General features: G+C 34.8%; 23 protein-coding genes. 15 read left to right on the top strand and 8 right to left on the bottom strand.

Annotated features, from left to right (window positions below; genetic code table 11):
* Positions 1 to 18: 18 nt before the first annotated feature.
* The 5 genes from ACNQGH_RS10910 to ACNQGH_RS10890 all read left to right on the top strand — a co-directional run bounded on the left by ACNQGH_RS10910 (position 19) and on the right by ACNQGH_RS10890 (position 6,392).
* Positions 19 to 474 (top strand): GNAT family N-acetyltransferase, encoded by a 456-nt coding sequence (locus ACNQGH_RS10910; RefSeq protein WP_417956040.1) that lies wholly within the window; start codon positions 19 to 21, stop codon positions 472 to 474.
* A gap of 135 nt (positions 475 to 609) precedes the next feature.
* Positions 610 to 2,895 carry a GH92 family glycosyl hydrolase gene (locus tag ACNQGH_RS10905; RefSeq protein WP_417956039.1) on the top strand — a complete coding sequence of 762 codons (2,286 nt, stop codon included), beginning with the start codon at positions 610 to 612 and terminating at the stop codon, positions 2,893 to 2,895.
* Positions 2,896 to 2,927: 32 nt separating this feature from the next.
* A complete protein-coding gene (locus ACNQGH_RS10900) occupies positions 2,928 to 3,368 on the top strand; it encodes a hypothetical protein (protein ID WP_417956038.1) in 441 nt (146 codons plus the stop codon).
* 182 nt (positions 3,369 to 3,550) lie between these two features.
* Positions 3,551 to 5,326 carry an AMP-dependent synthetase/ligase gene (locus ACNQGH_RS10895; protein ID WP_417956037.1) on the top strand — a complete coding sequence of 592 codons (1,776 nt, stop codon included), beginning with the start codon at positions 3,551 to 3,553 and terminating at the stop codon, positions 5,324 to 5,326.
* 13 nt (positions 5,327 to 5,339) lie between these two features.
* On the top strand, positions 5,340 to 6,392 hold the full coding sequence (locus tag ACNQGH_RS10890) for a proline iminopeptidase-family hydrolase (protein WP_417956036.1): 1,053 nt from the start codon (positions 5,340 to 5,342) through the stop codon (positions 6,390 to 6,392).
* 107 nt (positions 6,393 to 6,499) lie between these two features.
* On the opposite strand, the gene ACNQGH_RS10885 is transcribed toward ACNQGH_RS10890, so the two are convergent.
* On the bottom strand, positions 6,500 to 7,834 hold the full coding sequence (locus tag ACNQGH_RS10885) for an ATP-binding protein (RefSeq protein WP_417956035.1): 1,335 nt from the start codon (positions 7,832 to 7,834) through the stop codon (positions 6,500 to 6,502).
* Between the two features lie 335 nt (positions 7,835 to 8,169).
* Here ACNQGH_RS10885 and ACNQGH_RS10880 point away from each other — a divergent pair, with 335 nt between their 5' ends.
* The 5 genes from ACNQGH_RS10880 (at position 8,170) to ACNQGH_RS10860 (ending at position 14,723) form a co-directional block, all read left to right on the top strand.
* Positions 8,170 to 8,562, top strand: coding sequence for a hypothetical protein (locus ACNQGH_RS10880; RefSeq protein ID WP_417956034.1), 393 nt, complete (start codon positions 8,170 to 8,172; stop codon positions 8,560 to 8,562).
* A 137-nt stretch (positions 8,563 to 8,699) separates the two neighbouring features.
* Positions 8,700 to 9,167, top strand: a complete 468-nt coding sequence (locus ACNQGH_RS10875) for a MarR family winged helix-turn-helix transcriptional regulator (RefSeq protein ID WP_417956033.1) — start codon at positions 8,700 to 8,702, stop codon at positions 9,165 to 9,167.
* The gene (locus ACNQGH_RS10870) at positions 9,151 to 11,541 is read left to right on the top strand and encodes a 3-hydroxyacyl-CoA dehydrogenase/enoyl-CoA hydratase family protein (protein ID WP_417956032.1); all 2,391 of its coding nucleotides are present in this window, start codon (positions 9,151 to 9,153) and stop codon (positions 11,539 to 11,541) included. Before ACNQGH_RS10875 ends, ACNQGH_RS10870 begins: the two co-directional genes overlap by 17 nt.
* A gap of 85 nt (positions 11,542 to 11,626) precedes the next feature.
* Complete coding sequence (locus ACNQGH_RS10865) at positions 11,627 to 12,808, top strand: acetyl-CoA C-acyltransferase (protein ID WP_417956031.1); 1,182 nt, start codon at positions 11,627 to 11,629, stop codon at positions 12,806 to 12,808.
* A 124-nt stretch (positions 12,809 to 12,932) separates the two neighbouring features.
* Positions 12,933 to 14,723 (top strand): acyl-CoA dehydrogenase family protein, encoded by a 1,791-nt coding sequence (locus ACNQGH_RS10860; RefSeq protein ID WP_417956030.1) that lies wholly within the window; start codon positions 12,933 to 12,935, stop codon positions 14,721 to 14,723.
* Positions 14,724 to 14,805: 82 nt separating this feature from the next.
* Here ACNQGH_RS10860 and ACNQGH_RS10855 read toward each other — a convergent pair whose 3' ends face one another.
* From ACNQGH_RS10855 to ACNQGH_RS10845, 3 genes are all read right to left on the bottom strand, one after another.
* Positions 14,806 to 15,330, bottom strand: a complete 525-nt coding sequence (locus ACNQGH_RS10855; protein ID WP_417956029.1) for a DUF4251 domain-containing protein — start codon at positions 15,328 to 15,330, stop codon at positions 14,806 to 14,808.
* Positions 15,331 to 15,427: 97 nt separating this feature from the next.
* Positions 15,428 to 15,856 (bottom strand): META domain-containing protein, encoded by a 429-nt coding sequence (locus ACNQGH_RS10850; protein WP_417956028.1) that lies wholly within the window; start codon positions 15,854 to 15,856, stop codon positions 15,428 to 15,430.
* A gap of 130 nt (positions 15,857 to 15,986) precedes the next feature.
* Positions 15,987 to 16,904 (bottom strand): YihY/virulence factor BrkB family protein, encoded by a 918-nt coding sequence (locus tag ACNQGH_RS10845; protein WP_417956027.1) that lies wholly within the window; start codon positions 16,902 to 16,904, stop codon positions 15,987 to 15,989.
* 240 nt (positions 16,905 to 17,144) lie between these two features.
* On the opposite strand from ACNQGH_RS10845, the gene ACNQGH_RS10840 reads away from it, so the two are divergent.
* The 3 genes from ACNQGH_RS10840 to ACNQGH_RS10830 all read left to right on the top strand — a co-directional run bounded on the left by ACNQGH_RS10840 (position 17,145) and on the right by ACNQGH_RS10830 (position 19,548).
* Positions 17,145 to 17,672 (top strand): superoxide dismutase family protein, encoded by a 528-nt coding sequence (locus ACNQGH_RS10840; protein WP_417956026.1) that lies wholly within the window; start codon positions 17,145 to 17,147, stop codon positions 17,670 to 17,672.
* A gap of 17 nt (positions 17,673 to 17,689) precedes the next feature.
* Complete coding sequence (locus tag ACNQGH_RS10835) at positions 17,690 to 18,259, top strand: YdeI/OmpD-associated family protein (protein WP_417956025.1); 570 nt, start codon at positions 17,690 to 17,692, stop codon at positions 18,257 to 18,259.
* A gap of 86 nt (positions 18,260 to 18,345) precedes the next feature.
* Positions 18,346 to 19,548: an LETM1-related biofilm-associated protein gene (locus tag ACNQGH_RS10830; RefSeq protein ID WP_417956024.1), complete on the top strand. Its 1,203-nt coding sequence runs from the start codon at positions 18,346 to 18,348 to the stop codon at positions 19,546 to 19,548.
* A gap of 25 nt (positions 19,549 to 19,573) precedes the next feature.
* Here the strand turns inward: ACNQGH_RS10830 and can are convergent, their stop codons facing one another.
* The gene (gene can / locus ACNQGH_RS10825) at positions 19,574 to 20,209 is read right to left on the bottom strand and encodes a carbonate dehydratase (protein WP_417956023.1); all 636 of its coding nucleotides are present in this window, start codon (positions 20,207 to 20,209) and stop codon (positions 19,574 to 19,576) included.
* A gap of 431 nt (positions 20,210 to 20,640) precedes the next feature.
* Here can and ACNQGH_RS10820 point away from each other — a divergent pair, with 431 nt between their 5' ends.
* Positions 20,641 to 21,582: a LysR substrate-binding domain-containing protein gene (locus ACNQGH_RS10820; protein ID WP_417956022.1), complete on the top strand. Its 942-nt coding sequence runs from the start codon at positions 20,641 to 20,643 to the stop codon at positions 21,580 to 21,582.
* Positions 21,583 to 21,614: 32 nt separating this feature from the next.
* Here ACNQGH_RS10820 and ACNQGH_RS10815 read toward each other — a convergent pair whose 3' ends face one another.
* Together ACNQGH_RS10815 and mnmC2 are read right to left on the bottom strand one after the other, a co-directional pair.
* Entirely contained in the window at positions 21,615 to 21,812 is a 198-nt protein-coding gene (locus tag ACNQGH_RS10815; RefSeq protein WP_417956021.1) for a hypothetical protein, read from the bottom strand.
* Positions 21,813 to 21,960: 148 nt separating this feature from the next.
* Positions 21,961 to 22,623 carry a tRNA (5-methylaminomethyl-2-thiouridine)(34)-methyltransferase MnmC2 gene (gene mnmC2 / locus ACNQGH_RS10810; RefSeq protein ID WP_417956020.1) on the bottom strand — a complete coding sequence of 221 codons (663 nt, stop codon included), beginning with the start codon at positions 22,621 to 22,623 and terminating at the stop codon, positions 21,961 to 21,963.
* Between the two features lie 307 nt (positions 22,624 to 22,930).
* Here mnmC2 and ACNQGH_RS10805 point away from each other — a divergent pair, with 307 nt between their 5' ends.
* Positions 22,931 to 23,998 (top strand): branched-chain amino acid aminotransferase, encoded by a 1,068-nt coding sequence (locus ACNQGH_RS10805; RefSeq protein WP_417956019.1) that lies wholly within the window; start codon positions 22,931 to 22,933, stop codon positions 23,996 to 23,998.
* An 87-nt stretch (positions 23,999 to 24,085) separates the two neighbouring features.
* Here the strand turns inward: ACNQGH_RS10805 and ACNQGH_RS10800 are convergent, their stop codons facing one another.
* Positions 24,086 to 24,475, bottom strand: a complete 390-nt coding sequence (locus tag ACNQGH_RS10800; protein ID WP_417956018.1) for a pyrophosphohydrolase domain-containing protein — start codon at positions 24,473 to 24,475, stop codon at positions 24,086 to 24,088.
* Between the last annotated feature and the right edge of the window lie 307 nt (positions 24,476 to 24,782).

Below are 24,782 nucleotides of genomic sequence, written 5' to 3'. Positions count from 1 at the left end.
AAAAGCAATTTTGAACGAATGTTACAACTGGCTGACGAAGTTTTTGCTGTCAAAAACGACCCAGACCAGCTTGATGTAAATCAGGAGGTATTAGAAAGGCTGAAGAAGATACATCCTGCTACAGTTTCGCAATACGATGATGGAAATGGTCCTGTGGCCTGGATTTTACTAATTCCTACCACGCTGGATTTAATGAATCAGTTTCTCGACAATAAAATTTCAGAAAAACAACTGTTTGACCAAACGCTATTAGACACCAAATATGAAGCACTGTACCTTTGCTCCGCTCTGGTTTTAGAAGAATATCGAAGAAAAGGAATCGCAAAGCAACTGGCGCTACAGGCAATTGAAAACATACGTAAAGACCATCCTTTGAAAGCATTGTTTGTTTGGACATTTAGTAAAGAAGGGGACTTGGGCGCAGAAGCGCTGTCCCGTTACACTTCATTACCATTGTACAAACGATCAAAGTGATTTAAAGCATACACGCCGTTACATCCTTTTTATGTGTTATTATTTGCTCAAAAAATTACGTTTAACTAGATTTGACTACATCCTTTACATTTTTACCAAGCTACACTGTACTTTTTAAAGTTTTAAACTCTTTTGATGAAAAAAACATTCCTTTTTGCGCTATTCTTCAGTTTCCATTTTAGTAATGCCCAACAAAATTTAGTTAAATATGTAAATCCAATAATTGGTACCGAGAAAATGGGACATACTTATCCGGGTGCGACAGTTCCTTTTGGAGCAGTACAACTAAGCCCGGAAACAGATACTATTTCATACGAACTTAATGGTAAATACAATGGAGAAGTCTACAAGTATTGTGCAGGCTACAAATATGAAGACAAGACTATTGTAGGTTTTAGCCATACTCATCTCAGCGGAACAGGACATTCAGATCTTGGGGATTTTCTAATTATGCCCACACAAGGAAAGTTACAATTAAATCCAGGAACCGCATCTAATCCAAAAAATGGATATCGCTCATCCTTTTCTCATGCTAACGAAAAAGCCGAAGCCGGTTATTATAAAGTTAAACTCGATGATGATGGCATTTTAGCGGAAATGACTGCTACAACCCGAGTTGGCATGCATCAGTATACCTTTCCAAAATCTGATGAAAGTCACATTATTTTAGATTTAATGGCAGGGATTTATAATTATGATGAAAAAGATGTTTGGACCTATGTAAGAGTTATTAACGACACTTTGATTACGGGTTATAGACAAACAAACGGCTGGGCAAGAACACGAACCGTTTATTTCGCCATGTCATTTTCTAAACCTTTCACTCAATATGGTCAAAAAAATTACGATGGGAAGCAGCCTTATAGAGGATTTTGGGGCAAGTTCGACCAAAATAAAAACTTTCCCGAAATAGCGGGAAAAAAAATACGAATGTATTTTGATTTCAAAACAGATGAAGTCGAAAAAATAAAAATAAAATTCTCTTTATCATCTGTTAGTCAAGAAAATGCATTACAAAATATGCAGGCAGAAATTAAAGATTGGGATTTCGAAAAAGTAAAAAACCAAGCACAGGCAATTTGGAACAAAGAATTGAATAAAATCACAGTCACTGCTTCAGATGCTATCAAAGTGAATTTTTACACTGCAATGTATCATACTTTCATTAACCCAACTACTTACACTGATGTAAACGGGCAATACAAAGGGCTGGATCAGGGAATACATCAAGCAGATGGCTTTACTAATTACAGCACCTTCTCACTTTGGGATACATACAGAGCATTACACCCATTTTTCAACATAATTCAGCCTTCACGTAATAATGATATGGTAAAATCCATGGTGGCACATTACAATCAAAGTGCCTTACATATGTTACCGATTTGGTCTCATTATTCGAATGATAACTGGTGCATGAGTGGCTATCACAGCGTCTCTGTAATTTCTGATGTGATCATAAAAGGTATTTATAATGGAGATGAAAATCAAGCTTTAGAAGCATGCATCACTACTGCAAATCATCGCAATTACGAAGGCATTGGCAGTTATATCGATTTGCGTTATATTCCGGCCGAAAAAAGCGCCGTCTCGGTTTCAAATACGTTAGAATACGCTTATGACGATTGGTGTATTGCACAAATAGCCAAGAAACTAAACCGCCCTGAGGTATATAATAAATTTATAAAACGCTCCGAAAATTGGAAAAATAGTTTTGATAAAACAACCGGTTTTATGCGACCAAAATTAGCCGACGGAACCTTTAAAAAAGAGTTTGATGCTTTAAGCACCAACGGACAAGGTTTTATAGAAGGCAACAGTTGGAACTACAGTTTTTTTGTGCCGCAAGCCCCTGCTCAATTAGTGACTCAAATGGGAGGAAAAGAAGCCTTTGCATCACGTTTAGATACTCTTTTTTCCATGCATTTACCCGATTCCTTTTTTGCAGAAACAGAAGATATTACCCGAGAAGGAATTATTGGCGGATACGTTCATGGCAATGAACCAGCGCATCATGTAGCTTATTTTTACAATTGGACTGACCAGCCTTGGAAAACCCAATTCCAAGTGCGAAAAATTTTGAATATGCAGTACAAACCTACACCCGACGGTCTGGGCGGTAATGATGATTGCGGACAAATGAGCGCGTGGTACATTTTCTCTTCGTTAGGATTTTATCCGGTAGCTCCTGGAGCTGATCAATATAGCTTAGGATCTCCAATAATTAACAACGCAATCCTAACCTTAGAAAACGGAAAGACCTTTACTGTGGAAGCGGTCAACCAAAATGATAAAAATGTTTATGTTCAAAAAGTGCTGTTGAACGGAAAACCTTTTAACAGTTTATTTATCAGGCATGCTGATATTACCAATGGTTCAAAAATAACTTTTTATATGGGACCAAAACCAAAACAGAAATAATTCTAACTCTTCAAAAATCAAAACTAGCCAAAATGAAAAAATTAGTTAACGTACTCATTATCGCATTGATCGCATTGGTTACAACAACCCAAGCCCAGAATGTCGAAAAAATAACAGCCAAAGACGGAATCCATTATATTACCACAAAGATTAATTATCCTATAACAGGAACCTATCTTTCTGAAGGAGCAACGGAACCCATTGTACAATTAAACCCAGACGGGACCGGTATTTTTCAGTTGGATGATTTATCAAAAGCAACTATTGTTTGGGGGATGGAATGTTTTGAAGACGGCACTCCAAAATACCAGAAAGGGTTTAATTATGCCGTTTACTCGCTTTGGCATAAAAACAAAGAGGAAAATCCAGAAACGAAAGCCAAAGAAGGCTGGACAAACGCCCATTTTTCGATCCATTTTGAAAAGAAGAAAATGTTCATCTTAGGAGAAAGAAGTAAAGATTATATAGAATAATCAATACATTAGTAAATCGATCCGACAACGACATTTTAGCTTAAAGTCAACGGATTAAACTTAATTTTAAGAAACAATTTCGTTAAACAAACTAATTCTGGCTTTATTTCCATTTAATTTTTTTAAACTAATAATTATCATAAATTTTTATTTAATTTGCGATAAAATTCAACCTAAGAATAATGACTTCTATAACAAGACTTTTTGATTTCCCCTATTATCAGCAAGATAAATATACTTCAATTCCAGATGCTTTAACAACAAAGCAAAATGGGGTTTGGGTAAAAACTTCAACTCAGGAATACATTACCAAAGCCAATGCTGTATCAAGAGCATTACTAAGATTAGGAGTTCAAAAAGACGATAAAATTGCTATCATCTCTTCTAATAACAGAACCGAATGGAATATTATGGATATTGGTGTGTTGCAAACCGGGGCACAGACAGTTCCTATTTATCCAACCATTTCTGAAGATGATTATGAATATATCTTAAATCATTCTGGTGCCATGTATTGTTTTGTATCGGATACGGAAGTGCTTCGAAAAGTAAATTTAATTAAAGATAACGTACCAACGCTTAAAAAAGTCTATTCGTTCAACCAAATCGAAGGATGCAAAAACTGGAATGAATTATTGATTCTTGGCGAAGACCCAGGCAACCAAGATGCCGTGGAAGCGCTTAAAAGCAATGTAAAAACGGACGATTTAGCCACTATTATTTATACTTCCGGGACAACAGGAAAACCAAAAGGTGTAATGCTTTCACACAAAAATATTGTGTCAAATGTACTGGACAGTGCCTCAAGAATTCCTTTTGAAGCTGGAAAAAGTCGCGCCCTGAGCTTCCTCCCTGTTTGTCATATTTTTGAAAGAATGATTTTGTATTTATACCAATATTATGGCGTTTCGATCTATTTTGGAGAATCGATAGATAAAATCAGTGATAATCTCAAGGAAGTAAAACCAACGGTAATTACTGCAGTTCCAAGGCTTCTAGAGAAAGTATATGATAAAATCTATGCCAAAGGTACCGAACTGACCGGCATTAAAAAGAAGCTGTTCTTTTGGGCAATTGATTTAGGATTAATCTATGAACCGTATGGAAAAAACGGATTGTGGTACGAGTTGCAGCTCAAAATTGCACGCAAACTGATTTTCAGCAAATGGAAAGAAGGCTTAGGCGGCAACTTGGAATTAATGGTTTCCGGAAGCGCCGCTTTACAGCCCAGATTAGCACGAATTTTTGCTGCTGCGGAAATCCCGGTAATGGAAGGTTATGGGTTGACCGAGACTTCTCCTGTTATTTCAGTTAACGACATAAGAAATCACGGTTTCAAAGTGGGAACCGTGGGCAAAATAATTGATAACGTAGAAGTAATCATTGCAGAAGACGGTGAAATTCTTTGTAAAGGACCTAACGTGATGATGGGGTATTATAAAGACGAAAAATTAACCAGCGAAGTAATTACAAACGGTTATTTTCACACTGGTGATATTGGAATATTTGATGAAGACGGGTTCTTGAAAATTACGGATCGTAAAAAAGAAATGTTCAAAACATCCGGTGGAAAATATATTGCTCCACAATTAATTGAAAACACAATGAAGCAATCGCGTTTCATAGAACAAATAATGGTGATTGGTGACGGACAAAAAATGCCTGCTGCAATCATTCAGCCGAGTTTTGAATTCATTAAAGAATGGGGTGTTATTCACGGAATCGATGTTGGAAAAAGTAATAAAGAAATTAGTGCAAACGAAAAAGTAATTGCACGAATTCAAGAAGAAATTGATAGCCTAAATGAAAAATTTGGTAGTTGGGAGAAAATCAAACGTTTTGAACTTACTCCGGATATTTGGTCTATTGAAGGCGGACAACTGACTCCTACGCTAAAACTGAAACGAAAAATTGTAATGGAAAAGTATATCGATTTATACCATAAAATCTACGGTTAATACTTGATAAAAAATGAAACTAAAAATCTTAATTTGTGTTGTTATACCTTTGCTCTTTTTTTCTAATTGTCAGGAAAAGCCAAAAGAAGATGCTATAAAAGCAAATTATTTAGATTTTTCAAAACGGGGCGACCAGCTTACTGGCGGTATCAAAATGATTCCGATAACAACGCCAAAGGGTACATTCAAAGTTTGGACGAAAACCGTTGGAAACAATCCCAAAATAAAAGTGTTGCTCCTTCACGGCGGCCCTGGATTGACGCATGAATTGTATGAATGTTTTGACGGGTATTTCCCTAACGAAAGCATCGAATATATTTATTTCGACCAATTGGGTTCTTATTACAGCGACCAACCGAAAGATAATAGTTTATGGACCAATGAACGCTTTGTTGAGGAAGTCGAGCAAGTACGTATTGCTTTGGGCCTGGACAATTCCAATTTCTACCTGATGGGACAATCTTGGGGAGGAATCCTGGCAATGGAATACGCCTTAAAATACCAAAAGAATTTAAAAGGCTTGATTATATCCAATATGATGGCCAGCATTCCGGAATATAATGCCTACGCAAAAGAAGTTCTGGCGCCTCAAATGGATCCGAAAATCCTAAAGCAATTGCAGGATATTGAGAAAAACAATGACTTTGATAATCCAAAATACAGTGAACTGCTTTTCAAATACTATTACACGGAACATATTTTAAGAAAACCACTGGAAGAATGGCCGGAATCCATCAACAGATGTTTCAAACACATCAATCCTGATGTATATGTTTTCATGCAGGGACATAGTGAATTTGGTATCACTGGAAATGCCTCATTGAAAAACTGGGATGTAAAAGCAAGGCTTAAAACGCTTACTGTTCCTACACTTAGTATTGGTTCGAAATACGACACGATGAATCCCGAACACATGAAATGGATTGCTAATGAAGTACAAAACGGACGCTTTATATTTTGCCCTAACGGAAGCCACCTGTCACAATATGACGATCCCAAAAGCTATTTTTCGGGCGTAATTCAGTTTTTGAAAGATGTAGATAGCGGGAATTTTAAGAAAGGGTAAATTATTAAACCCTATGAATCAGTCACTAATTTTTCAAATCTTAGAAAAATCAAATACTTTATATTAGGATGACTCCAAAGCAGATCAAATATACCTGTTTTGAATGGCTATCGAATTTGTTCTAATTTATTTTTCACAACAATTCCGATTGCATACATTGGTATTATTCTAATTATTTCAAATATCCCAAAGTTTTCTAATGATGTTCTAATTCCAAAATTGGCTTTTTTCTCTTCCAAAAATTTGTACAAACTTTGCATAGCCCCTTTTGTTCCTGCTTTTACTTCAATTGGTATAATAGCTGTCCCATTTTGTATCGTATAATCGACTTCTGCGTGACTATTTTTTGATTCTCGATGCCAATAATACAAGGCCGAAATAGTACTTTCTGAACTATTTTTCATCAATTCTAATCCAACAAATAATTCTGCAATAGCACCTTTATTAATTAACTCACTATCATCCTCAATAAAAATAGTTGCTAAATCTAACCCTAACATTCTTTGATAAATCCCAGTATCCAAAAGAATAAATTTTCTTTTTTTAGGATTAATTTCAGCACCAATGGGAATGCCATTGCAAGAGGAATGTGTAATTGAATAAACAAGCCCCGACATTTGCAACAACTCTAACGCCTTTTTTATTTGAATGTTATTTAAAGTAGCATTCGAATAAGAATAAGAAAATTTATTACCTACTTGTTGCACCACAGTTCTAAAAACTTCTTGAATTCGTAAGCTAGGTACTTTTTGTTTGTATTTTGAAAAATCAGTTTGATAAGAAACAATAAGGTCATCAAGTACCTTTTGAACTGCTAGAAAATCATTGTTTTCAACATAAGTCGTTATGGCTTCCGGCATACCACCTATTACCAAAAATTTTTTTAATATTCTATTGGCTTTTTGATGAATAAGTTGCGGTAACGGATGGGAAGGCGATGCATTAGTAATACTTTCCAACAAACTGCTTTCGCCTAAAGCAATCAAGAATTCTTCAAAACTAAATGGATACATAAAAACGGAACGAATTCTGCCAACACCAAAAGAAGGAATCTCTGACAACGTAAATTCCAAAAGCGAAACAGCTGCAATAATATGCAAGTTTGGCTTTTTTTCATAAAAATAACGCAAAACTCCTATTGCTTTTGGAGATGCTTGAATTTCATCCAAAAATAATAAGGTTTCATTTTCTACAATAGGAATGTTTTTAATAACGGCGATTTGCTGACAAATTTCATCAGGCGACAAACCTGTTTCGAACAACTGGGAAAACTCTGGATTTTCATCAAAATTAACTTCAACAAAATGTCTGAATTGCTTTCCTAATTGTCTAATCGCAGACGTCTTGCCTATTTGTCGCGCGCCACGTATAAGCAAAGGCTTTCTTTTATCCGTTTTTTTCCATTTAAGCAACTCAATATCAACATTTCTAGAAATATACATCACTCTATTTTTTTACAAAAATAAGCATTTTATAAAAATACAAGGCAATATTTCGCCATTTTTTACAAAAATACAAGGCAATAATTATAATTATATATAAAAATACAAGGCAATAATCTAATCATAAAAATGCATACCGATAAAAAGTCATGACTTGGCACAATGATTTCACGCAGTTTTCACGAAAGAGACTTCCCGAAAAATATTTAAAACAAATAGATTTACAACTAGTTTAGAGCAATAATAATTACATATTCAATTGTTTTTTAACACTTTACCATTTGTTTTGTTATTTTTCAATACCTTTATTGCAGTAACCAATAAAATCAAACATTATGAATGTGAAAAGCTTTTTGATTTCAGGTATTGTAGGCGGTATAATCTACTTCCTTTTGGGATGGTTGTTGTATGGAATTCTATTTAAAGATGCATTTCCTTCAAATGGTAATGAAAATTATGTAATGATTTTTTTAGGGTGTCTTACCTTTGGATTATTTACAGCCTATATTTTTACAAAATGGGCAGGGATTTCAAATTGGCTAACTGGTTTTGGTGCCGGTGCTATAATTGGATTATTTACGGCTTTTTATGTGGATTTTTTTGCCAATGCAATGAAATTAACACAAGATATCAACATTCAGATCATGGCATTAGATATTGCAATCAGCGTTGTAATGTCAGCATTAACCGGTGCAGTTATCGCACTTGTTAATGGGAAACTAAAATAAAAATATAAAATCTCGCTAAAAAACTCCTCATTTTATGGGGAGTTTTTTAGTTTAGACAAAAATTTAAAAAAATAATCAACTTATTATGCGTGCATAGTACTTTTTTTATTATATTTGAAATCGATATAGTTAGAGATATGAAAGATAAAACAATAGATTACATTTTAAGAGCAACTTGGCAAGCAGTTTCAAGAATGTACAATGAAGAAGCAGCTAAATACGGTGCAACCATGGCAACAGGTTTTGCATTGCTCAGTATGGATAAAGAAAAAGGAACTCCTTCCACATCTCTGGGCCCAAAAATGGGAATGGAAGCCACGAGTCTTACCAGAACCTTAAAATCAATGGAAGATAAAGGATTGATTATCAGGAAGAAAAATCCTTATGATGGTCGCGGTGTTTTGATTTATCTGACAGAATTTGGTAAAGAGAAAAGAGAATTATCAAAAAATACTGTTTTAAAATTCAATGAAACAGTAAGAAAGCATATCTCTGAGGAAAAACTTCAACATTTTATTGAAGTGGCAGAAACTATCAATGAATTAATTCAAGACAAAAATATATTTAATCAAACTGAAAAAACAGAAAATGAAACGCACAATTAAAAAAGTTGCAGTAATTGGGTCCGGAATAATGGGTTCAGGAATTGCTTGCCATTTTGCCAACATTGGAGTTGAAGTTTTACTTTTGGACATTGTTCCGACCGAACTCACCGAAGCAGAAGCTAAAAAAGGTCTTACTTTAGAAAGCAAAATCGTCAGAAACCGGTTAGTGAATGAGCATTTAGCCAATTCTTTAAAATCAAAACCATCCCCTATTTACAATTCCAAATTTGCCAGTAGAATTACTACGGGAAACACAACTGACGACATAGCGAAAATCGCTGCTGTCGATTGGATTATTGAAGTGGTGGTGGAACGTTTAGACATCAAAAAATTAGTTTTCGAACAAATTGAAAAATTCAGAAAACCGGGAACTTTAGTTACTTCAAATACTTCTGGAATTCCAATTCACTTTATGAGTGAAGGAAGAAGTGAAGATTTTCAAAAACATTTCTGTGGCACACACTTTTTCAACCCTGCGCGTTATTTAAAATTATTTGAAATCATACCTGGTCCGCAGACTTCAATTGAAGTTTTGGATTTTCTCACTATATATGGAGAAAAATTCCTAGGCAAAACTTCGGTTGTTGCCAAAGACACTCCGGCATTCATCGGAAACCGAATTGGAATTTACGGTATTCAGAGTCTATTTCATTTGGTTAAAGAATTAGGATTAACAATTGAAGAAGTGGATAAATTGACCGGTCCGGTTATTGGAAGACCAAAATCAGCCACTTTCAGAACAGTTGACGTTGTTGGATTAGATACTTTAGTACATGTTGCCAACGGAATTTACGAAAACTGCCCGAATGACGAACAGCACAATTTATTCAAACTTCCTGATTTCGTCAACAAGATGATGGAAAACAAATGGTTTGGAAGTAAAACAGGTCAAGGTTTCTATAAAAAAGTAGACAAGGATATTTTGTCCCTGGATTTGGACACTTTAGAATACCGTCCGGCCAAAAAAGCTTCTTTTGCTACTTTGGAACTGACAAAAACGATTGATAAACCAATTGACCGTTTCAAAGTTTTGATTAAAGGAACAGATAAAGCAGGTGAATTCTACAGAAAAAGTTTTGCCGGAATGTTTGCTTATGTTTCGAACAGAATTCCTGAAATCTCAGATGAATTATACAAAATTGACGATGCGATGAAAGCCGGTTTTGGATGGGAAAACGGTCCTTTCGAAATTTGGGATGCCATTGGTGTCGAAAAAGGAATCGAAATCATGAAATCCGAAGGTTTAACACCGGCAGCTTGGGTAAACGACATGTTGGCTTCTGGTAGTCCTACTTTTTATTCTGTAAAAGAAGGCGCCACTTTTTGTTACGGTATTCCAACGAAATCACAAACTAAAGTTCCGGGTCAGGACGCATTTATAATTCTGAACAACATTCGCGAAAGTAAAAAAGTGTGGAGCAACAGTGGAGCAATTATACAAGATTTAGGAGACGGTATTCTGAATTTAGAATTCCAGTCTAAAATGAATACGATTGGTGGCGATGTTCTGGCGGCCATTAATAAAGCAATCGACTTATCTGAAAAGGAATGTCAGGGATTGGTTATTGGAAATCAAGCAGCGAATTTCTCTGTTGGAGCCAATATCGGAATGATATTTATGATGGCAGTGGAACAAGAATACGATGAGCTAAATATGGCTATCAAAATGTTCCAAGATACCATGATGCGTGTGCGCTATTCTGGAATTCCAGTGGTGGTTGCACCACACGGAATGACTTTTGGCGGTGGTTGCGAAATGAGTTTACATGCGGATAAGGTTGTTGCTGCAGCCGAAACGTATATGGGATTGGTAGAATTTGGTGTTGGAGTAATTCCTGGCGGCGGCGGATCGAAAGAAATGACATTACGCGCATCTGATTTATTCCATAAAAATGATGTAGAACTGAACGTATTGCAAGAGTATTTCTTAACCATTGCAATGGCAAAAGTATCCACTTCTGGTTATGAAGCTTTTGATACTGGTCTTTTACAACAAGGAAAAGATTGCATTGTAGTGAACAAAGATCGTCAGATTGCTGAAGCTAAAAAACATGCTTTATTAATGGCAGAAGCGGGTTACACTCAACCAATTCGCAGAAATGATGTAAAGGTCCTAGGAAAGCAAGCTTTAGGAATGTTCTTGGTGGGAACCGACCAAATGCAAGCCGGAAAATACATATCGGAACACGACAAAAAAATTGCCAACAAATTGGCCTATGTTATGGCTGGTGGTGATTTATCGGAACCCACATTAGTATCTGAACAATATTTATTGGATTTAGAACGGGAAGCTTTCTTGTCGCTTTGTACCGAAAGAAAAACATTGGAAAGAATTCAGTTTATGCTAACCAAAGGAAAACCGTTGAGAAATTAGACATGTGATAATAGAAGGTTTCAATTGACATTCTATTTTTTTAAGTCTATTATCTAAAAAAATCTATCAAGTTAAAAAATAAAATATGAAAACAGCCTATATAGTTAAAGCATACAGAACAGCCGTTGGTAAAGCTCCAAAAGGTGTGTTTAGATTTAAACGTCCTGATGAGCTGGCAGCAGAAACGATTCAGTTTATGATGAATGAGTTGCCTGATTTCGACAAAAAACGTATTGACGACGTTATGGTAGGAAATGCCATGCCGGAAGCGGAACAAGGACTGAACGTGGGGCGATTAATCTCTTTGATGGGATTGAAAATAGAAGACGTTCCCGGTGTAACCATCAACAGATATTGCGCTTCGGGGCTGGAAACAATCGGGATGGCGACAGCCAAAATCCAATCAGGAATGGCCGATTGTATTATTGCCGGTGGAGCCGAAAGCATGAGTTTTATTCCAATGGGGGGATACAAACCTACTCCGGATTATGCCGTTGCAAAAGCAGGAAACGAAGACTATTACTGGGGAATGGGACTAACTGCAGAAGCGGTTGCCAAACAATATAATGTAGCTCGTGCTGACCAGGATGAATTTGCTTACCAATCACATATGAAGGCCTTGAAAGCACAAGCCGAAGGCAGATTCGATAAACAAATTGTTCCTATTACCATTGAGCAGACGTTTATCAATGAAAACGGTAAAAAAGAAACCAAATCCTATATCGTAAATAAAGACGAAGGTCCAAGAGCAGGAACTTCTATAGAAGCATTAGCCGGTTTAAGGCCTGTTTTTGCTGCTGATGGAAGTGTAACTGCAGGAAATTCATCCCAAATGAGCGACGGAGCCGCTTTTGTTCTAATCATGAACGAAGAAATGGTAAAAGAATTAAACCTTACTCCTATTGCTCGTTTGGTGAACTTTGCTTCGGCCGGGGTGGAACCCAGAATTATGGGAATTGGTCCTGTAAAAGCAATTCCGAAAGCCTTAAAACAAGCAGGATTACAATTGAAAGATATTGATCTAATTGAGCTGAATGAAGCATTTGCATCGCAATCATTAGCGGTAATTCGTGAATTAGGATTAAATCCTGATATCGTAAACGTAAACGGCGGAGCAATTGCATTAGGTCATCCGCTAGGTTGTACCGGAGCAAAATTGTCTGTTCAATTATTTGACGAAATGAAAAACAGAGGAAGCAAATATGGGATTGTGAGTATGTGTGTAGGAACGGGACAAGGAAGCGCAGGGATTTATGAATTGATGTAACATTCTTCTTCGGGATTCCTTGTTCTTCGGAATGACAAGATTGACGAAAAAATAGAAATAAATAAAAACTTCGCAGGAAGGAATACAAAATAATTTAAAAATTCAAAATTTAAAATAATAAGTCATGAGCGACAAAACAAGAGGAGGTCAATTCCTCGTAAAAGAAACAAAGTGCGAAGATGTCTTCACTCCTGAAGATTTTAATGAAGAACAATTAATGATGCGTGACTCTGTAAAAGAGTTTGTAGACAAAGAAATCTGGCCTAACAAAGATCGTTTTGAAAAAAGAGATTTTGCCTTAACGGTAGAAAGTATGCAAAAGGCAGCTGAGATGGGATTTTTGAGTATCGCAGTTCCTGAAGCTTATGGCGGAATGGGAATGGGATTTGTTAATTCTGTTTTGGTTTGCGATTATATTTCGGGAGCAACTGGCTCATTTTCTTCTGCTTTTGGAGCACATACAGGAATTGGAACCATGCCAATTACTTTGTATGGTACTGAAGAACAAAAGCGAAAATATGTTACAAAATTGGCCTCTGGTGAGTGGTTTGGAGCGTATTGTCTGACTGAACCAGGCGCTGGTAGTGATGCCAATTCTGGAAAAACAAAAGCGGTATTATCTGAGGATGGAACACATTATAAAATCACAGGACAAAAAATGTGGATTACAAATGCTGGATTTTGTAATGTCTTTATTGTTTTTGCCCGTATAGGCGATGATAAAAATATAACCGGCTTTATTGTGGAAAACGATCCAAATAATGGTATTTCTATGAACGAAGAAGAACACAAATTAGGAATTCGCTCTTCTTCTACACGTCAGGTTTTCTTTGCAGATACTAAAGTTCCTGTTGAAAACATGTTATCCGAAAGAGGGAATGGTTTCAAAATAGCTATGAATGCTTTGAATGTAGGCCGAATTAAATTGGCCGCTGCCTGTTTGGATGCACAACGCCGAGTTATTTCAAACTCAACAAAATACGCTAATGAAAGAATTCAATTCAATACCGCTATTTCTCAGTTTGGGGCTATTCGGGCAAAATTAGCTGAAATGGCAACTTCATGTTATGCCGGAGAAAGTGCAACATATCGTGCTGCGAAAGATATTGAAGATCGAATTGCGTCGCGTGAAACAGAAGGGGCTACCCATCAGGAAGCCGAATTAAAAGGGATTGAAGAATATGCCATTGAATGCTCTATTCTAAAAGTGGCCGTTTCTGAAGATATTCAAAACTGTGCAGATGAAGGAATCCAAATCTTCGGTGGAATGGGATTCTCGGAAGACACACCAATGGAAAGTGCCTGGAGAGACGCTCGAATTGCCCGAATTTATGAAGGAACTAACGAAATCAACAGAATGTTATCGGTAGGAATGTTAATCAAAAAAGCCATGAAAGGACACGTTGATTTACTTGGACCAGCATCAAAAGTACAAGAAGAATTAATGGGAATTCCTTCTTTTGACACTCCTGATTATTCTGAATTATTTGCAGAAGAGAAAGAAATGATTGGTAAATTGAAAAAAGCATTTCTAATGGTTGCAGGTGGAGCTGTTCAAAAATATGGTCCGGATTTAGATGCACACCAACAGTTACTGATGGCAGCTTCCGATATTCTGATTGAAATTTACATGGCAGAAAGTACTATTCTCAGAACCGAAAAATTAGCCAAAAAAGAAGGCGAAATCAAAGTACAGGAACAAATTGCCATGGCAAAATTATACTTATATAAAGCAGTAGATACCGTTACTCAAAAAGGAAAAGAAAGTGTAATCTCTTTTGCTGAAGGGGATGAACAACGTATGATGTTAATGGGTTTACGTCGTTTTACAAAATATACCAACATGCCCAATATTGTAGGATTAAGAGAAACAATCACTACAAAATTAGTAGCAGAAAACGAATATTGTTTCTAGAATACAAAGCTATTTTTAAGTTTATTAATTAAAAAGCCGTCTTGTTCAGTGAAACAAAACGGCTTTTTAACTCAATCGAAAATCAGTCGACTTTCTTTTTTTCTATAGGTCTGATTTCTCCATTATAGGAAATCGGACTTCGATTATTAGAATTAATTGTAAGTGTTGCACTGCCTCCAAAAGAAACGGAAAGAAATAGCGTGTATACATCCGTTTCTCCCTTAACAGTCGCTTTTATTTGATAGGCTTTTCTCCCTTTTTCAACAGTAAATTCTTTTGGACTCCCTTTAAAATTCATGCCACCGTCCCTGCTACCATAGGCAATGCCACTATAACCTCTACCAAAAAAAGGCATTTCACTCGTGATTTCATCTGGCTTAAATTCAACATAATTTGAATTAGTGGTCAAATCTATACTTCTGAACCCTTGACCTAGGGCTGTTCTTCCAATAAAAACAAACGCTTTAGAATCAACCAAAGATGCTATTTGTTTCTCTTTTTCGATTTTGCGTTCCTCCCTTAATTGTTTCTTACTTTTTTCCTGCGCATAACTTGCCGTTACCATCAGCGAAAGAAACAATACTAAAATTGATATTTTTGTTTTCATGGCATCCATTTTTTAATATTAAGTTTTAACCATTTTATCATTTACAACTATTAAATGCGCCTTCGAAATTGCTACAATTTAATTTAAAATTTTGAATTTATTTTCTCTCAAAACGCATCATCACGATATCACCCATGATGAAATTCAATGTCTTACCCTCTTCTGAAATGGAATAGGAATCTATTTTTTGAAGCGTAGACATGTAAATATTCTCTCCCTCACCGGGACAAAACATTTTGGTAACTGTCATTGGTTCTTTGAAACTGATTTTATGCTTGTCCGCATTTAATTTTCCGGAATAACGGTTGCAACTGTTGCTTCCTGAAACACTGTTCTCTTTTAAATCGAAACTGATGGTAGGTTTTTTATTTGGATACAAGCCCTCAAAGGCTATTCTTGGTCCTGTTACATAATTTAACTCCCAAGTTCCCTCAAGCGAAGCTGCATTATTCCCGGCTGTTTTAAATGAACTACAGGAAACAAATACCAAACAGAAAATAGCTAGTACCAAAATTATTTTTTTCATGTATTTTTTTTCTTTTATTCTATCAAAAATAAAGCAAAAATACTGCCAGTTTTAAGGTTTTAAAAAAAAATATTACAAAAATAAAAACTTTGAAAATCGCATCTCGAGCTCCCAAAATCTAAGAAACAATTTATTTCTTTTTAATCTCTATAACTTCCACCTTAATACTAACAGCATAAGCATTTGGAATGATTTTTTTTCCATGTGCATTGGCATACACTTTAGTGAATTCAGCTCCAAAATATAAGATTATAGCGGAATAATATACCCAGATTAAAATAATAATAATTGAGCCTGCAGCGCCATAAACGGTTGCTACGGTCGAACTTCCCAGGTAAAAACCGATGGCAAATTTACCAAACATAAAGAAAAAGGAAGTAAAACTGGATCCTATCAAAGCATCTTTCCATGCAATATTTCCATCAGGCAGTGTTTTGAAAATAATGGAGAACAACAGTGTTGTAGTCGCAAATAAAACTAAGGTGTTAAAAACATAAAATATATAAACCGTCGTGTCAGGAAAATAAACGAGCAATCGCGTGTTTACAATGTCCATTACTGTATTTACCATCAGACTGACCATTAACAAAAAACCAACTGAGGCAATCATGGAAAATGACATCAGTCTGTTTTTAATAAATTTCATAATTCCCTTATTGGGTTTTGCTTTCAGTCCCCAAATAAAATTTATGGAGCTTTGAATTTCGGCAAAAACACCCGAAGCGCCTATCAACAGCATAATCCCGCCAAATATCGTTGCAAATGTTACACTATCGGACAATTCAATATTCTTAATGGTTTCCTGAATTTGAATCGCAGCTTCATTACCAACCATTCCGTTTATTTGTCCAAAAAATCTTCCGGTGACCGCTTCCCGTCCAAAGAAAAAACTAAAAATAGACAAAATAATAATTAATAAGGGAGGCAGTGAAAATATGGTGTAATAGGACAATGAAGCACTTAATTTTATGGCGTTATCATCATCAAATTCCCGATAAGTTCGCTTTAATAAATCCCAGCTTATAATAGCTATCTCTTTATGCTTCATGTTTTAATGCTAATTTATATTCTTTCCTAAGAAAAAATCGATAGGTTGATTTACTTTTATTTAATACAAAAGCAGTTTAGATCCGAGGTCTATGTCAATTGCCCGCTACTTTCAAAACTACAAATAAATTGATTCCCTATTTAAAATGAATATTGTAAAATTCCCATAAAATTGAATTATTAAAACACAATCCTATTATCTCTAATACAAAATTTTCTTACCTTTGAAATAAAACATCTTATGAAAAAATTCCCTCTACTGTTCAGCATAGCATTAGCCCTTTTTATTGGTTGTAAAACCAATTCTCTTTCTAATCCTGATAAAAAATTAGTTATTGCTTTCGAACCAAAAAGTGAAAGCCACGTTTCCGGAACTGCAACTTTTGTGGAAAAAGATGGCAAAGTGACTTTCGTTGCAAAATTAGCTGGACTAAAACCAGGTGTTCATGCCATACATATTCATGAGAAGTCAGATTGTACGGCCGCTGATGGAAGCTCTGCAGGAGGGCATTGGAACCCAACATTCAAAAAACATGGTAAATGGGGAGTTGGTGAATATCACAAAGGCGATATTGGAAATTTTATTGCTGATGAAAAAGGAAACGGAACCATTACTTTAACAACTGACGAATGGTGTATTGATTGTGGTGATACAAATAAGGATATTTTAGGAAAAGGACTTATCGTTCACCAGGGAGCAGACGATTTTATTTCTCAACCAGCTGGTAATGCGGGCGCAAGAGTAGCTTGTTCAGCTATTATTAAATAGTTTTTTTAAGGATTCAATTGGAAGATAAAGAGCACCTCTATTTTAAAAACACACAGGAATGGCGTGATTGGTTGAATAAAAATCATCACTCTTCAAAAGGGGTGCATCTGATTTTTTACAAAGTAAGCAGTGAATTTGAAAGTATGCGATGGGAAGAAGCAGTTCAAGTTGCCATTTGTTTCGGTTGGATTGATTCAACAGTAAGAAAAATGGACGAAGAGCGCAGGAAACAAGTTTTTTCTCCAAGAAAAGATAAAAGTGTTTGGAGTAAACTCAATAAAACATATATCGAAAAGCTCCTCAAAGAAAATCTGATGCATGAAAGTGGATTAGCAAAAATTGAAATTGCTAAAAAAAACGGTACCTGGACTTCATTGGACGCTGTAGAGAATTTGATTGTGCCCTTAGATCTGGAAATCGCTTTTGACATAAATAGTGCCGCATTCGAAAACTATAAAAATTTCAGTCCTTCGTATAGGAAAAGTTATCTTTATTGGCTCAATCAGGCTAAAAGAGAAGAAACCAGAAACAATAGGATAGCCCAAATCATAAATCTTTGTTCTCTAAATAAAAAATCCAGAGATTAATATTTTGCAATAAATAATTAAAACTTAAGCTAAACTTTTCTACACAACCATAAAAAAACATAGCTTTGTAGCTTCAAATTAAAGTAATGATTAACCCCTCGGCATCAGGTTGGATAGATAAATTTTTTATTGAACAAAAATTTTCAAAGGAAACTGTTTCTAAAACTACTGATTCATTTTATCAAAAAGTTAGAAGTACAGGTTTTATATACGGCCATATAATTACATTTGAAACCGTAAGCACAATTGAAACCAAAGGCTGGTTTAAAGACGAGATTTCTAAAGTTGCTTTATTAAATACTTTGTACGACGTCTTTTGTCTGACTAAGGAAGAAATCAACCCTGAAAAATTCATACAGGAAACAGTTGCTTTTTACAATCAAATGAATCCCCAGGGATTCAATTTATTCAAAAAAATACTCCCTAAACATTCTCTTTCCCTAACACTGGAAAAAATAATTGATGAACGCGTTCAGACTAATGATACTATCATCAGTAAAAACTTCTCGCATCTTGTGACCAATGCACTTTTGTTTATTGATGTTCTTGCTTTTCGTCAATATTTAATTCATGGGGCAATTCCTGAAAAATACTTAAAAAAAATTGAAGAGACGATCGTTAATATTGTCACACTTGCGCTAAAAATAAAGTCAAACAAAACTCAATATGATGATCTGTTAATTAAACTTTTTGAAGCTTCCATTCGCTACAGCAAATTCTCGAGAGTTTCTGTCCAAAGCCTGGAAACGCTTCAACTGGATTATTTTACAAATGAATTAGAAAAATATTATTTAATAGACATTGCCGGAATGGCCCTGTGGAGTGATGGAATAATTGAAAATAATGAAGCCTATTTTTTACATTCATTAGCTGAAACGTTATCGATTTCAGACGATTTTGTCAATCAGAGCATCAGCAGTACTAATGAATTTATTACCAGACATAAAAAAGAAATTCCCTACTTCAATTACTCCAACCCGGTCAAGCACTTTTATGATCAAACCACTCAAAGTGTTGTTACTTTAGTCAGCCGCAATAAAAGTAGATTGATAAAGGAAATTGTTCAAAGCAAAGAATTAATGCTGCTGTTAGCCTATTCTACCCGCAGAGATTTAAATGAAAAGGAAAAGAAAAAAGTAAAAAAACAACTATTGGATATTTGCAAAACTATTCCTTCTTTGACTATATTTTTACTGCCGGGGGGAAGTTTGCTATTACCCATTTTGATAAAGTTCATACCGACGCTATTACCATCGGCTTTCAATGAAAATCTGGAAGAAATCGAATAAATAAATCGCCCGAGAGCGATTTATTTTAAAATTTCAATTGATATACATCATCCAAATCTTTATTGGAACTGATGTTGACATTCAGATCCGTTACAAATCCAGAATTCAATCCATAGGCCCAGCCATGCAACGTTAATTCCTGTCCATTTTTCCATGCAGCTTGTACAATTGATGTCTTTGACAAGTCAAATACCTGTTCCTTTACATTAATTTCTACGAAAGCATTAAATCGATCATTTTCATCAACTATCGAATCTAAATATTCATGATGCAGACGGTATACATCTTTAATATGACGAATCCAGTTGTCAATGATCCCTATTGATTCATTTCCCATAGCGGCTTTAACACCTCCACAACCATAATGCCCACATACCAGTACATGCTTTACTTTCAGAACGTTTACTGCATAATCCAGAACACTTAACATATTCATATCAGAATGTACTACCATATTGGCAATATTTCTATGAACAAATACCTCCCCTGGTTTTGCACCCACAATTTCATTAGCCGGAACTCTGCTATCCGAACAACCAATCCATAATAAAGGCGGTGTTTGTCCTTTAGCCAAATCTGCGAAATAATTAGGATCGCTGGCTAGAGATGTTTCCACCCATTTTTTATTATTTTCTAATATTTTTTTATAAAAATCGCTCATAAAGAATTACTGTCTTAGTGGATTCAAATGTAAAATAAAATTAATAGTTTTATTTACTAAAAAAAAAATGATTTCCAATTTTAGTGATTATTTCACATATGCTCCAGTATTGTTACAATTCTTCCCTAACGCAACCCACAGCATTCCTATTCTTTTTCCTTGTTCAGTACTACAACCGCTCCTCATAAAATTCGTCTCTCCGTCCTTAATTTCCCAATGTTAATTAAAGATTCTCTTTTAATTTTTAACGATGTGATGCTAATTTACAATCAGCCCGTATTCCTTTCACATCAGCAGACCTGTTGCTCCTAACCTAACAAGCTCTTTTTGATTTAATTACTTGCAACTGAAAATTTAATAGAAGTTTTATTCAAAACTCCATAGTAAAAAGTTATAGTTTTACTAAATTTGCATCAGAAATCATTATAACCATGACAATCACGCAATTAAAATATGTTTTGGCTGTAGCCGAACATAAAAATTTCACTCTTGCTGCCGAAAAATGTTTTGTAACTCAGCCTACTTTGAGCATGCAAATTCAAAAAATTGAGGAAGAATTAAGTATTCAAATATTTGACAGGACAAAAAAACCAATTCAGCTTACGGATATTGGACAAAAAATTGTCAATCAGGCTAAGAATATTGTTAACGAAGCCAATAGAATTCAAGATATTGTAGAGCAGCAAAAAGGTTTTATTGGCGGTGAATTCAGATTAGGGATAATCCCTACTATTATGCCAACATTATTACCGATGTTTTTGAATAATTTTATCAAAAAACATCCAAAGGTAAAACTTATAATTGAAGAGTTAAACACGGAAGAGATTATTGCCAAACTCAATAACGGTCATCTTGATGCCGCAATTGCAGCAACTCCTTTGATGGAAGAAAAAATCAAGGAAATTGTTTTATACTTTGAACCTTTTGTTGCTTACATACCGGAGAGTCACCATAATTTTCAAAAAGAAGAAATAGAAGTCTCTGATTTGAACTTAGATGAAATCCTGCTATTGCAAGATGGACATTGTTTTCGAGAAGGAATTTTAAATTTATGCAAAAGTGCCGGTAAAAACGAAATGAATCATTTTCAAATACAAAGTGGAAGTTTTGAAACTTTAATAAAATTGGCCGACGAAGGTTTGGGAACCACCTTGCTTCCTTATTTACATACCTTAGATTTGAAAGAATCGGACAAAATGAAATTACGTCATTTTAAGGAGCCGAAACCTGCACGGGAAGTCAGTCTGATTTTCCCTAAAAGCGAATTGAAAATTCAAATAATTGATGCCCTTAGAAGTACAATTGCCGGAGTAATAAAAGGAGCAATTGTTTTCCAAAACGTTGAAATTATTAGTCCAATTCAAAAAAAATAAAAAAAGGAACCGATTAAGGTTCCTTTTTTTATTTATGTACTAACGATCAGCAAACATTCTTTTAATTCTGGTTTTCCAATCGTGAAATTTAATAACCATTCTCGTAATTGTTCCATTTCGTATGGCAATAACGTTTTAATTGCTTTTTCTAATTCTTTGCAAAAAAGCATCGGGTCAAAACTTACTCTTTCAAGCACTGATTTTGTGTAATCGAACATAATTTTCGACATAATAAATTAAGATTTTGGGTTATCAATTTTTATTAACTATTGTAAAAGTACATTTTTAAAATAAATAACATCACAAATTAACATACTTTTTATTATTTTATTTTATTTCAAATTAAAGTATGTTTTCAAACTCAAAAGTTTTGTTTTTTTATTTTTTACCAGCGCGAAACATTTCTCTTTTACCCGGAGGCCCCGCTAATTTCTCAACTGTAAAACCTACTTCTATCATACTCCTCTTTACCACTCCACGCGCAGCATAAGTAACCAATACACCATTGGCTTTAAGAGCATTATACATTTTTTCAAAAATGGCTGCACTCCATAATTCAGGTTGGACCCGATACCCAAAAGCATCAAAATATATTAAATCAAATTTTTCAAAATCATCAATTTCTTCAAAAAACTGTTTCCTTTTGGTCAACGTAAAATCATCCCTTAAAACTATCTTTTCCTCCCAATTACTTTCATGCATTCTTTCAAATACAGCACTTTCATTGCTGGCATTCAGCTCTTCAACATAATTCATCAACCCGACTTCTTCGGAGGAAATTGGATAAGCCTCCACTCCGACATAATCGATTGATTGATTCATTTTTGATCCTTCCAAAAAAGTGATAAAGGCATTCAGACCTGTTCCAAAACCAATTTCTAAAATAGAAATTTGTCTATTTTGAAATAGCGACAACCCATTTTTGATAAAAACATGCTGTGCTTCTTGTATGGCACCGTGTTTAGAATGATAACATTCGTCCCATTCCTGTAAATGAATGGTTGTGGAACCATCCAGCGTTTGGATTATTTCTCTTTTCAAAATTATAATTTGAGGTTGTTCTTTGTTTTATAACAATATCAGACGGTCAAATTTAATCAAAACTAAAACGTAATAGTCTCAAAAAATCTATATTTTTTATAAATTCCATATAAATTGGCTCTATTTTTTTCAATTTTTTAAAATATAAATAAATCACAGTTAAATGCTATAATTAATAAAATAATCATAAGTATTTCATTGATTTTTATTTAATTTTGCAAACATTAAAGTACCTTTTATAAAATCAAAGGTTTTAATGCTCAAGCATATCACTTTTAAAAATAAAAATAAAATAATCTCCTTTATTATGAGTACGACTCAAACTAGTAAAATTGAAATAATAAAAGCTCCTTCTTCAAAAATAAATGAAGTGGATTTTGGAAACTTAAGCTTTGGTTCTGTTTTTACAGATCATTTATTCGAGTGTGATTTTAAAAATGGGGAATGGCAAAAACCGGTCATTAAACCTTATGCTCCTTTTTTGTTAGATCCATCTACAAGAGTTTTTCATTATGGCCAAGCTATTTTTGAAGGTATGAAAGCATACAAAGATGACAAAAATGATATTTGGCTTTTCAGACCTGATGAAAATTACAAGCGTTTCAATAAATCTGCTGTAAGAATGGCTATGCCGGAAGTTCCTGAAGATGTATTTATGAATGGTCTAAATCAATTGTTGCAATTAGATGAAGCCTGGATAAAAAAGGGAAAAGGAAACGCGATGTACATCAGACCGTTTATGATCGCGACTGGTACCGGAGTGATTGCAAATCCGTCAGATGAATATAAATTCATGATTATTTTATCGCCTGTAACCTCATATTACTCTGGTGATGTTAAGGTACTCATTGCGGAACATTTCAGTAGAGCTGCAAATGGAGGAATAGGAGCTGCAAAAGCTGCTGGAAATTATGCAGCACAATTTTACCCTACTGACTTAGCTAATAAAGAAGGATTTCAACAAGTAATTTGGACTGATGATGCAACGCATACCAGACTTGAAGAAGCAGGTACAATGAATGTATTTTTTAGAATCAATGACACTTTACTGACTGCTCCCGTAAGCGAAAGAATCCTTGATGGCGTAACCCGAAAAACGCTGATAGATTTAGCAAAAAGTGAAGATATAGACGTAGAAATTCGTCCAGTTATTGTTTCTGAACTGGTTGAAGCTTCTAAAAATGGAACTTTGAAAGAAATCTTTGGAGCAGGAACCGCTGCGGTGGTAAGTCCTATTTCCGGATTCTCTTATAAGGATGTTTATCATGAATTACCAAAAATCGAAAATTCTTTCGCATTGCAATTAAAAGATAAATTGACCAACATTCAAAATAAACTGGAAGAAGATACTTTTGGCTGGACTGTTAAAGTATAATTTTAGAATTCAAATTTATAAAAGAAGCGATTTTCAATAAGGGAATCGCTTCTTTTAGTATGATCAAATATTCAACTTTCCGATTTGCTATTTATTCCCCAGTATTTTTGAAAAATCAGGCTTGAAATAATTAGGCCCTTTCATTACCTTTCCGTCTTCACGGTAAAGAGGTTTTCCATCTTCACCCAATTTACTCATATTGCTGCGTTGAATTTCGTCAAAAACTGCTTCAATTTTATGTTGCAGACCATGCTCAATAATAGTTCCACATAGAATATACATCATATCGCCAAGCGCGTCCGCAATTTCTGTCAAGTCATTATTTTGAACTGCTTCCAGGTATTCTTCGTTTTCCTCTTTCATCAGGTTATACCGAAGCGCGTGTTTACTTTCTCCTAAATTGGCCGTAGGAATTTCATTATGCCCTATTTTAAATGCGGTATGAAATTCCTTAACGGAGTCTATTTGTTTTTGCATGTTTTTATTTTTATTAAATGGAAAGCCAAATTAGCAACTATTTCTAAACAATTAGCTAAATTTGCCTGAAATAATTTAAACTATGTTTAGTCAAGGACAATTAGTGTTTGCAGGCTGTTTTTTTGTTGCTTTTGTTATTGCAGCAGTATATGCCTACCGAAAAGATTTGGGAGTACATAAAGAGTTTTACAAGGGAAATTACAAGATATTAATAGGTTTCTTAATTTTTATTGGAATCCTGTTTATGATAAAGATATTTTTTAAACGCTAATTTCTTTATTTTTTGCAATAAAATAATGCCCACTAA

The organism is Flavobacterium kochi (assembly GCF_048286715.1).
Lineage (GTDB): Bacteria > Bacteroidota > Bacteroidia > Flavobacteriales > Flavobacteriaceae > Flavobacterium.
The sequence above is the reverse complement of the archived record's forward strand: the minus strand, read 5'-3'. Positions and strand labels throughout refer to the sequence as shown.

Bases quoted from the DNA above. Each gene is read 5' to 3' on its own strand.
- ACNQGH_RS10910 (WP_417956040.1), top strand. From the start codon at position 19: ATGTTACAACTGGCTGACGAAGTTTTTGCTGTCAAAAACGACCCAGAC.
- ACNQGH_RS10905 (WP_417956039.1), top strand. From the start codon at position 610: ATGAAAAAAACATTCCTTTTTGCGCTATTCTTCAGTTTCCATTTTAGT.
- ACNQGH_RS10900 (WP_417956038.1), top strand. From the start codon at position 2,928: ATGAAAAAATTAGTTAACGTACTCATTATCGCATTGATCGCATTGGTT.
- ACNQGH_RS10895 (WP_417956037.1), top strand. From the start codon at position 3,551: ATGACTTCTATAACAAGACTTTTTGATTTCCCCTATTATCAGCAAGAT.
- ACNQGH_RS10890 (WP_417956036.1), top strand. From the start codon at position 5,340: ATGAAACTAAAAATCTTAATTTGTGTTGTTATACCTTTGCTCTTTTTT.
- ACNQGH_RS10885 (WP_417956035.1), bottom strand. From the start codon at position 7,834: ATGTATATTTCTAGAAATGTTGATATTGAGTTGCTTAAATGGAAAAAA.
- ACNQGH_RS10880 (WP_417956034.1), top strand. From the start codon at position 8,170: ATGAATGTGAAAAGCTTTTTGATTTCAGGTATTGTAGGCGGTATAATC.
- ACNQGH_RS10875 (WP_417956033.1), top strand. From the start codon at position 8,700: ATGAAAGATAAAACAATAGATTACATTTTAAGAGCAACTTGGCAAGCA.
- ACNQGH_RS10870 (WP_417956032.1), top strand. From the start codon at position 9,151: ATGAAACGCACAATTAAAAAAGTTGCAGTAATTGGGTCCGGAATAATG.
- ACNQGH_RS10865 (WP_417956031.1), top strand. From the start codon at position 11,627: ATGAAAACAGCCTATATAGTTAAAGCATACAGAACAGCCGTTGGTAAA.
- ACNQGH_RS10860 (WP_417956030.1), top strand. From the start codon at position 12,933: ATGAGCGACAAAACAAGAGGAGGTCAATTCCTCGTAAAAGAAACAAAG.
- ACNQGH_RS10855 (WP_417956029.1), bottom strand. From the start codon at position 15,330: ATGAAAACAAAAATATCAATTTTAGTATTGTTTCTTTCGCTGATGGTA.
- ACNQGH_RS10850 (WP_417956028.1), bottom strand. From the start codon at position 15,856: ATGAAAAAAATAATTTTGGTACTAGCTATTTTCTGTTTGGTATTTGTT.
- ACNQGH_RS10845 (WP_417956027.1), bottom strand. From the start codon at position 16,904: ATGAAGCATAAAGAGATAGCTATTATAAGCTGGGATTTATTAAAGCGA.
- ACNQGH_RS10840 (WP_417956026.1), top strand. From the start codon at position 17,145: ATGAAAAAATTCCCTCTACTGTTCAGCATAGCATTAGCCCTTTTTATT.
- ACNQGH_RS10830 (WP_417956024.1), top strand. From the start codon at position 18,346: ATGATTAACCCCTCGGCATCAGGTTGGATAGATAAATTTTTTATTGAA.
- can (WP_417956023.1), bottom strand. From the start codon at position 20,209: ATGAGCGATTTTTATAAAAAAATATTAGAAAATAATAAAAAATGGGTG.
- ACNQGH_RS10820 (WP_417956022.1), top strand. From the start codon at position 20,641: ATGACAATCACGCAATTAAAATATGTTTTGGCTGTAGCCGAACATAAA.
- ACNQGH_RS10815 (WP_417956021.1), bottom strand. From the start codon at position 21,812: ATGTCGAAAATTATGTTCGATTACACAAAATCAGTGCTTGAAAGAGTA.
- ACNQGH_RS10805 (WP_417956019.1), top strand. From the start codon at position 22,931: ATGAGTACGACTCAAACTAGTAAAATTGAAATAATAAAAGCTCCTTCT.
- ACNQGH_RS10800 (WP_417956018.1), bottom strand. From the start codon at position 24,475: ATGCAAAAACAAATAGACTCCGTTAAGGAATTTCATACCGCATTTAAA.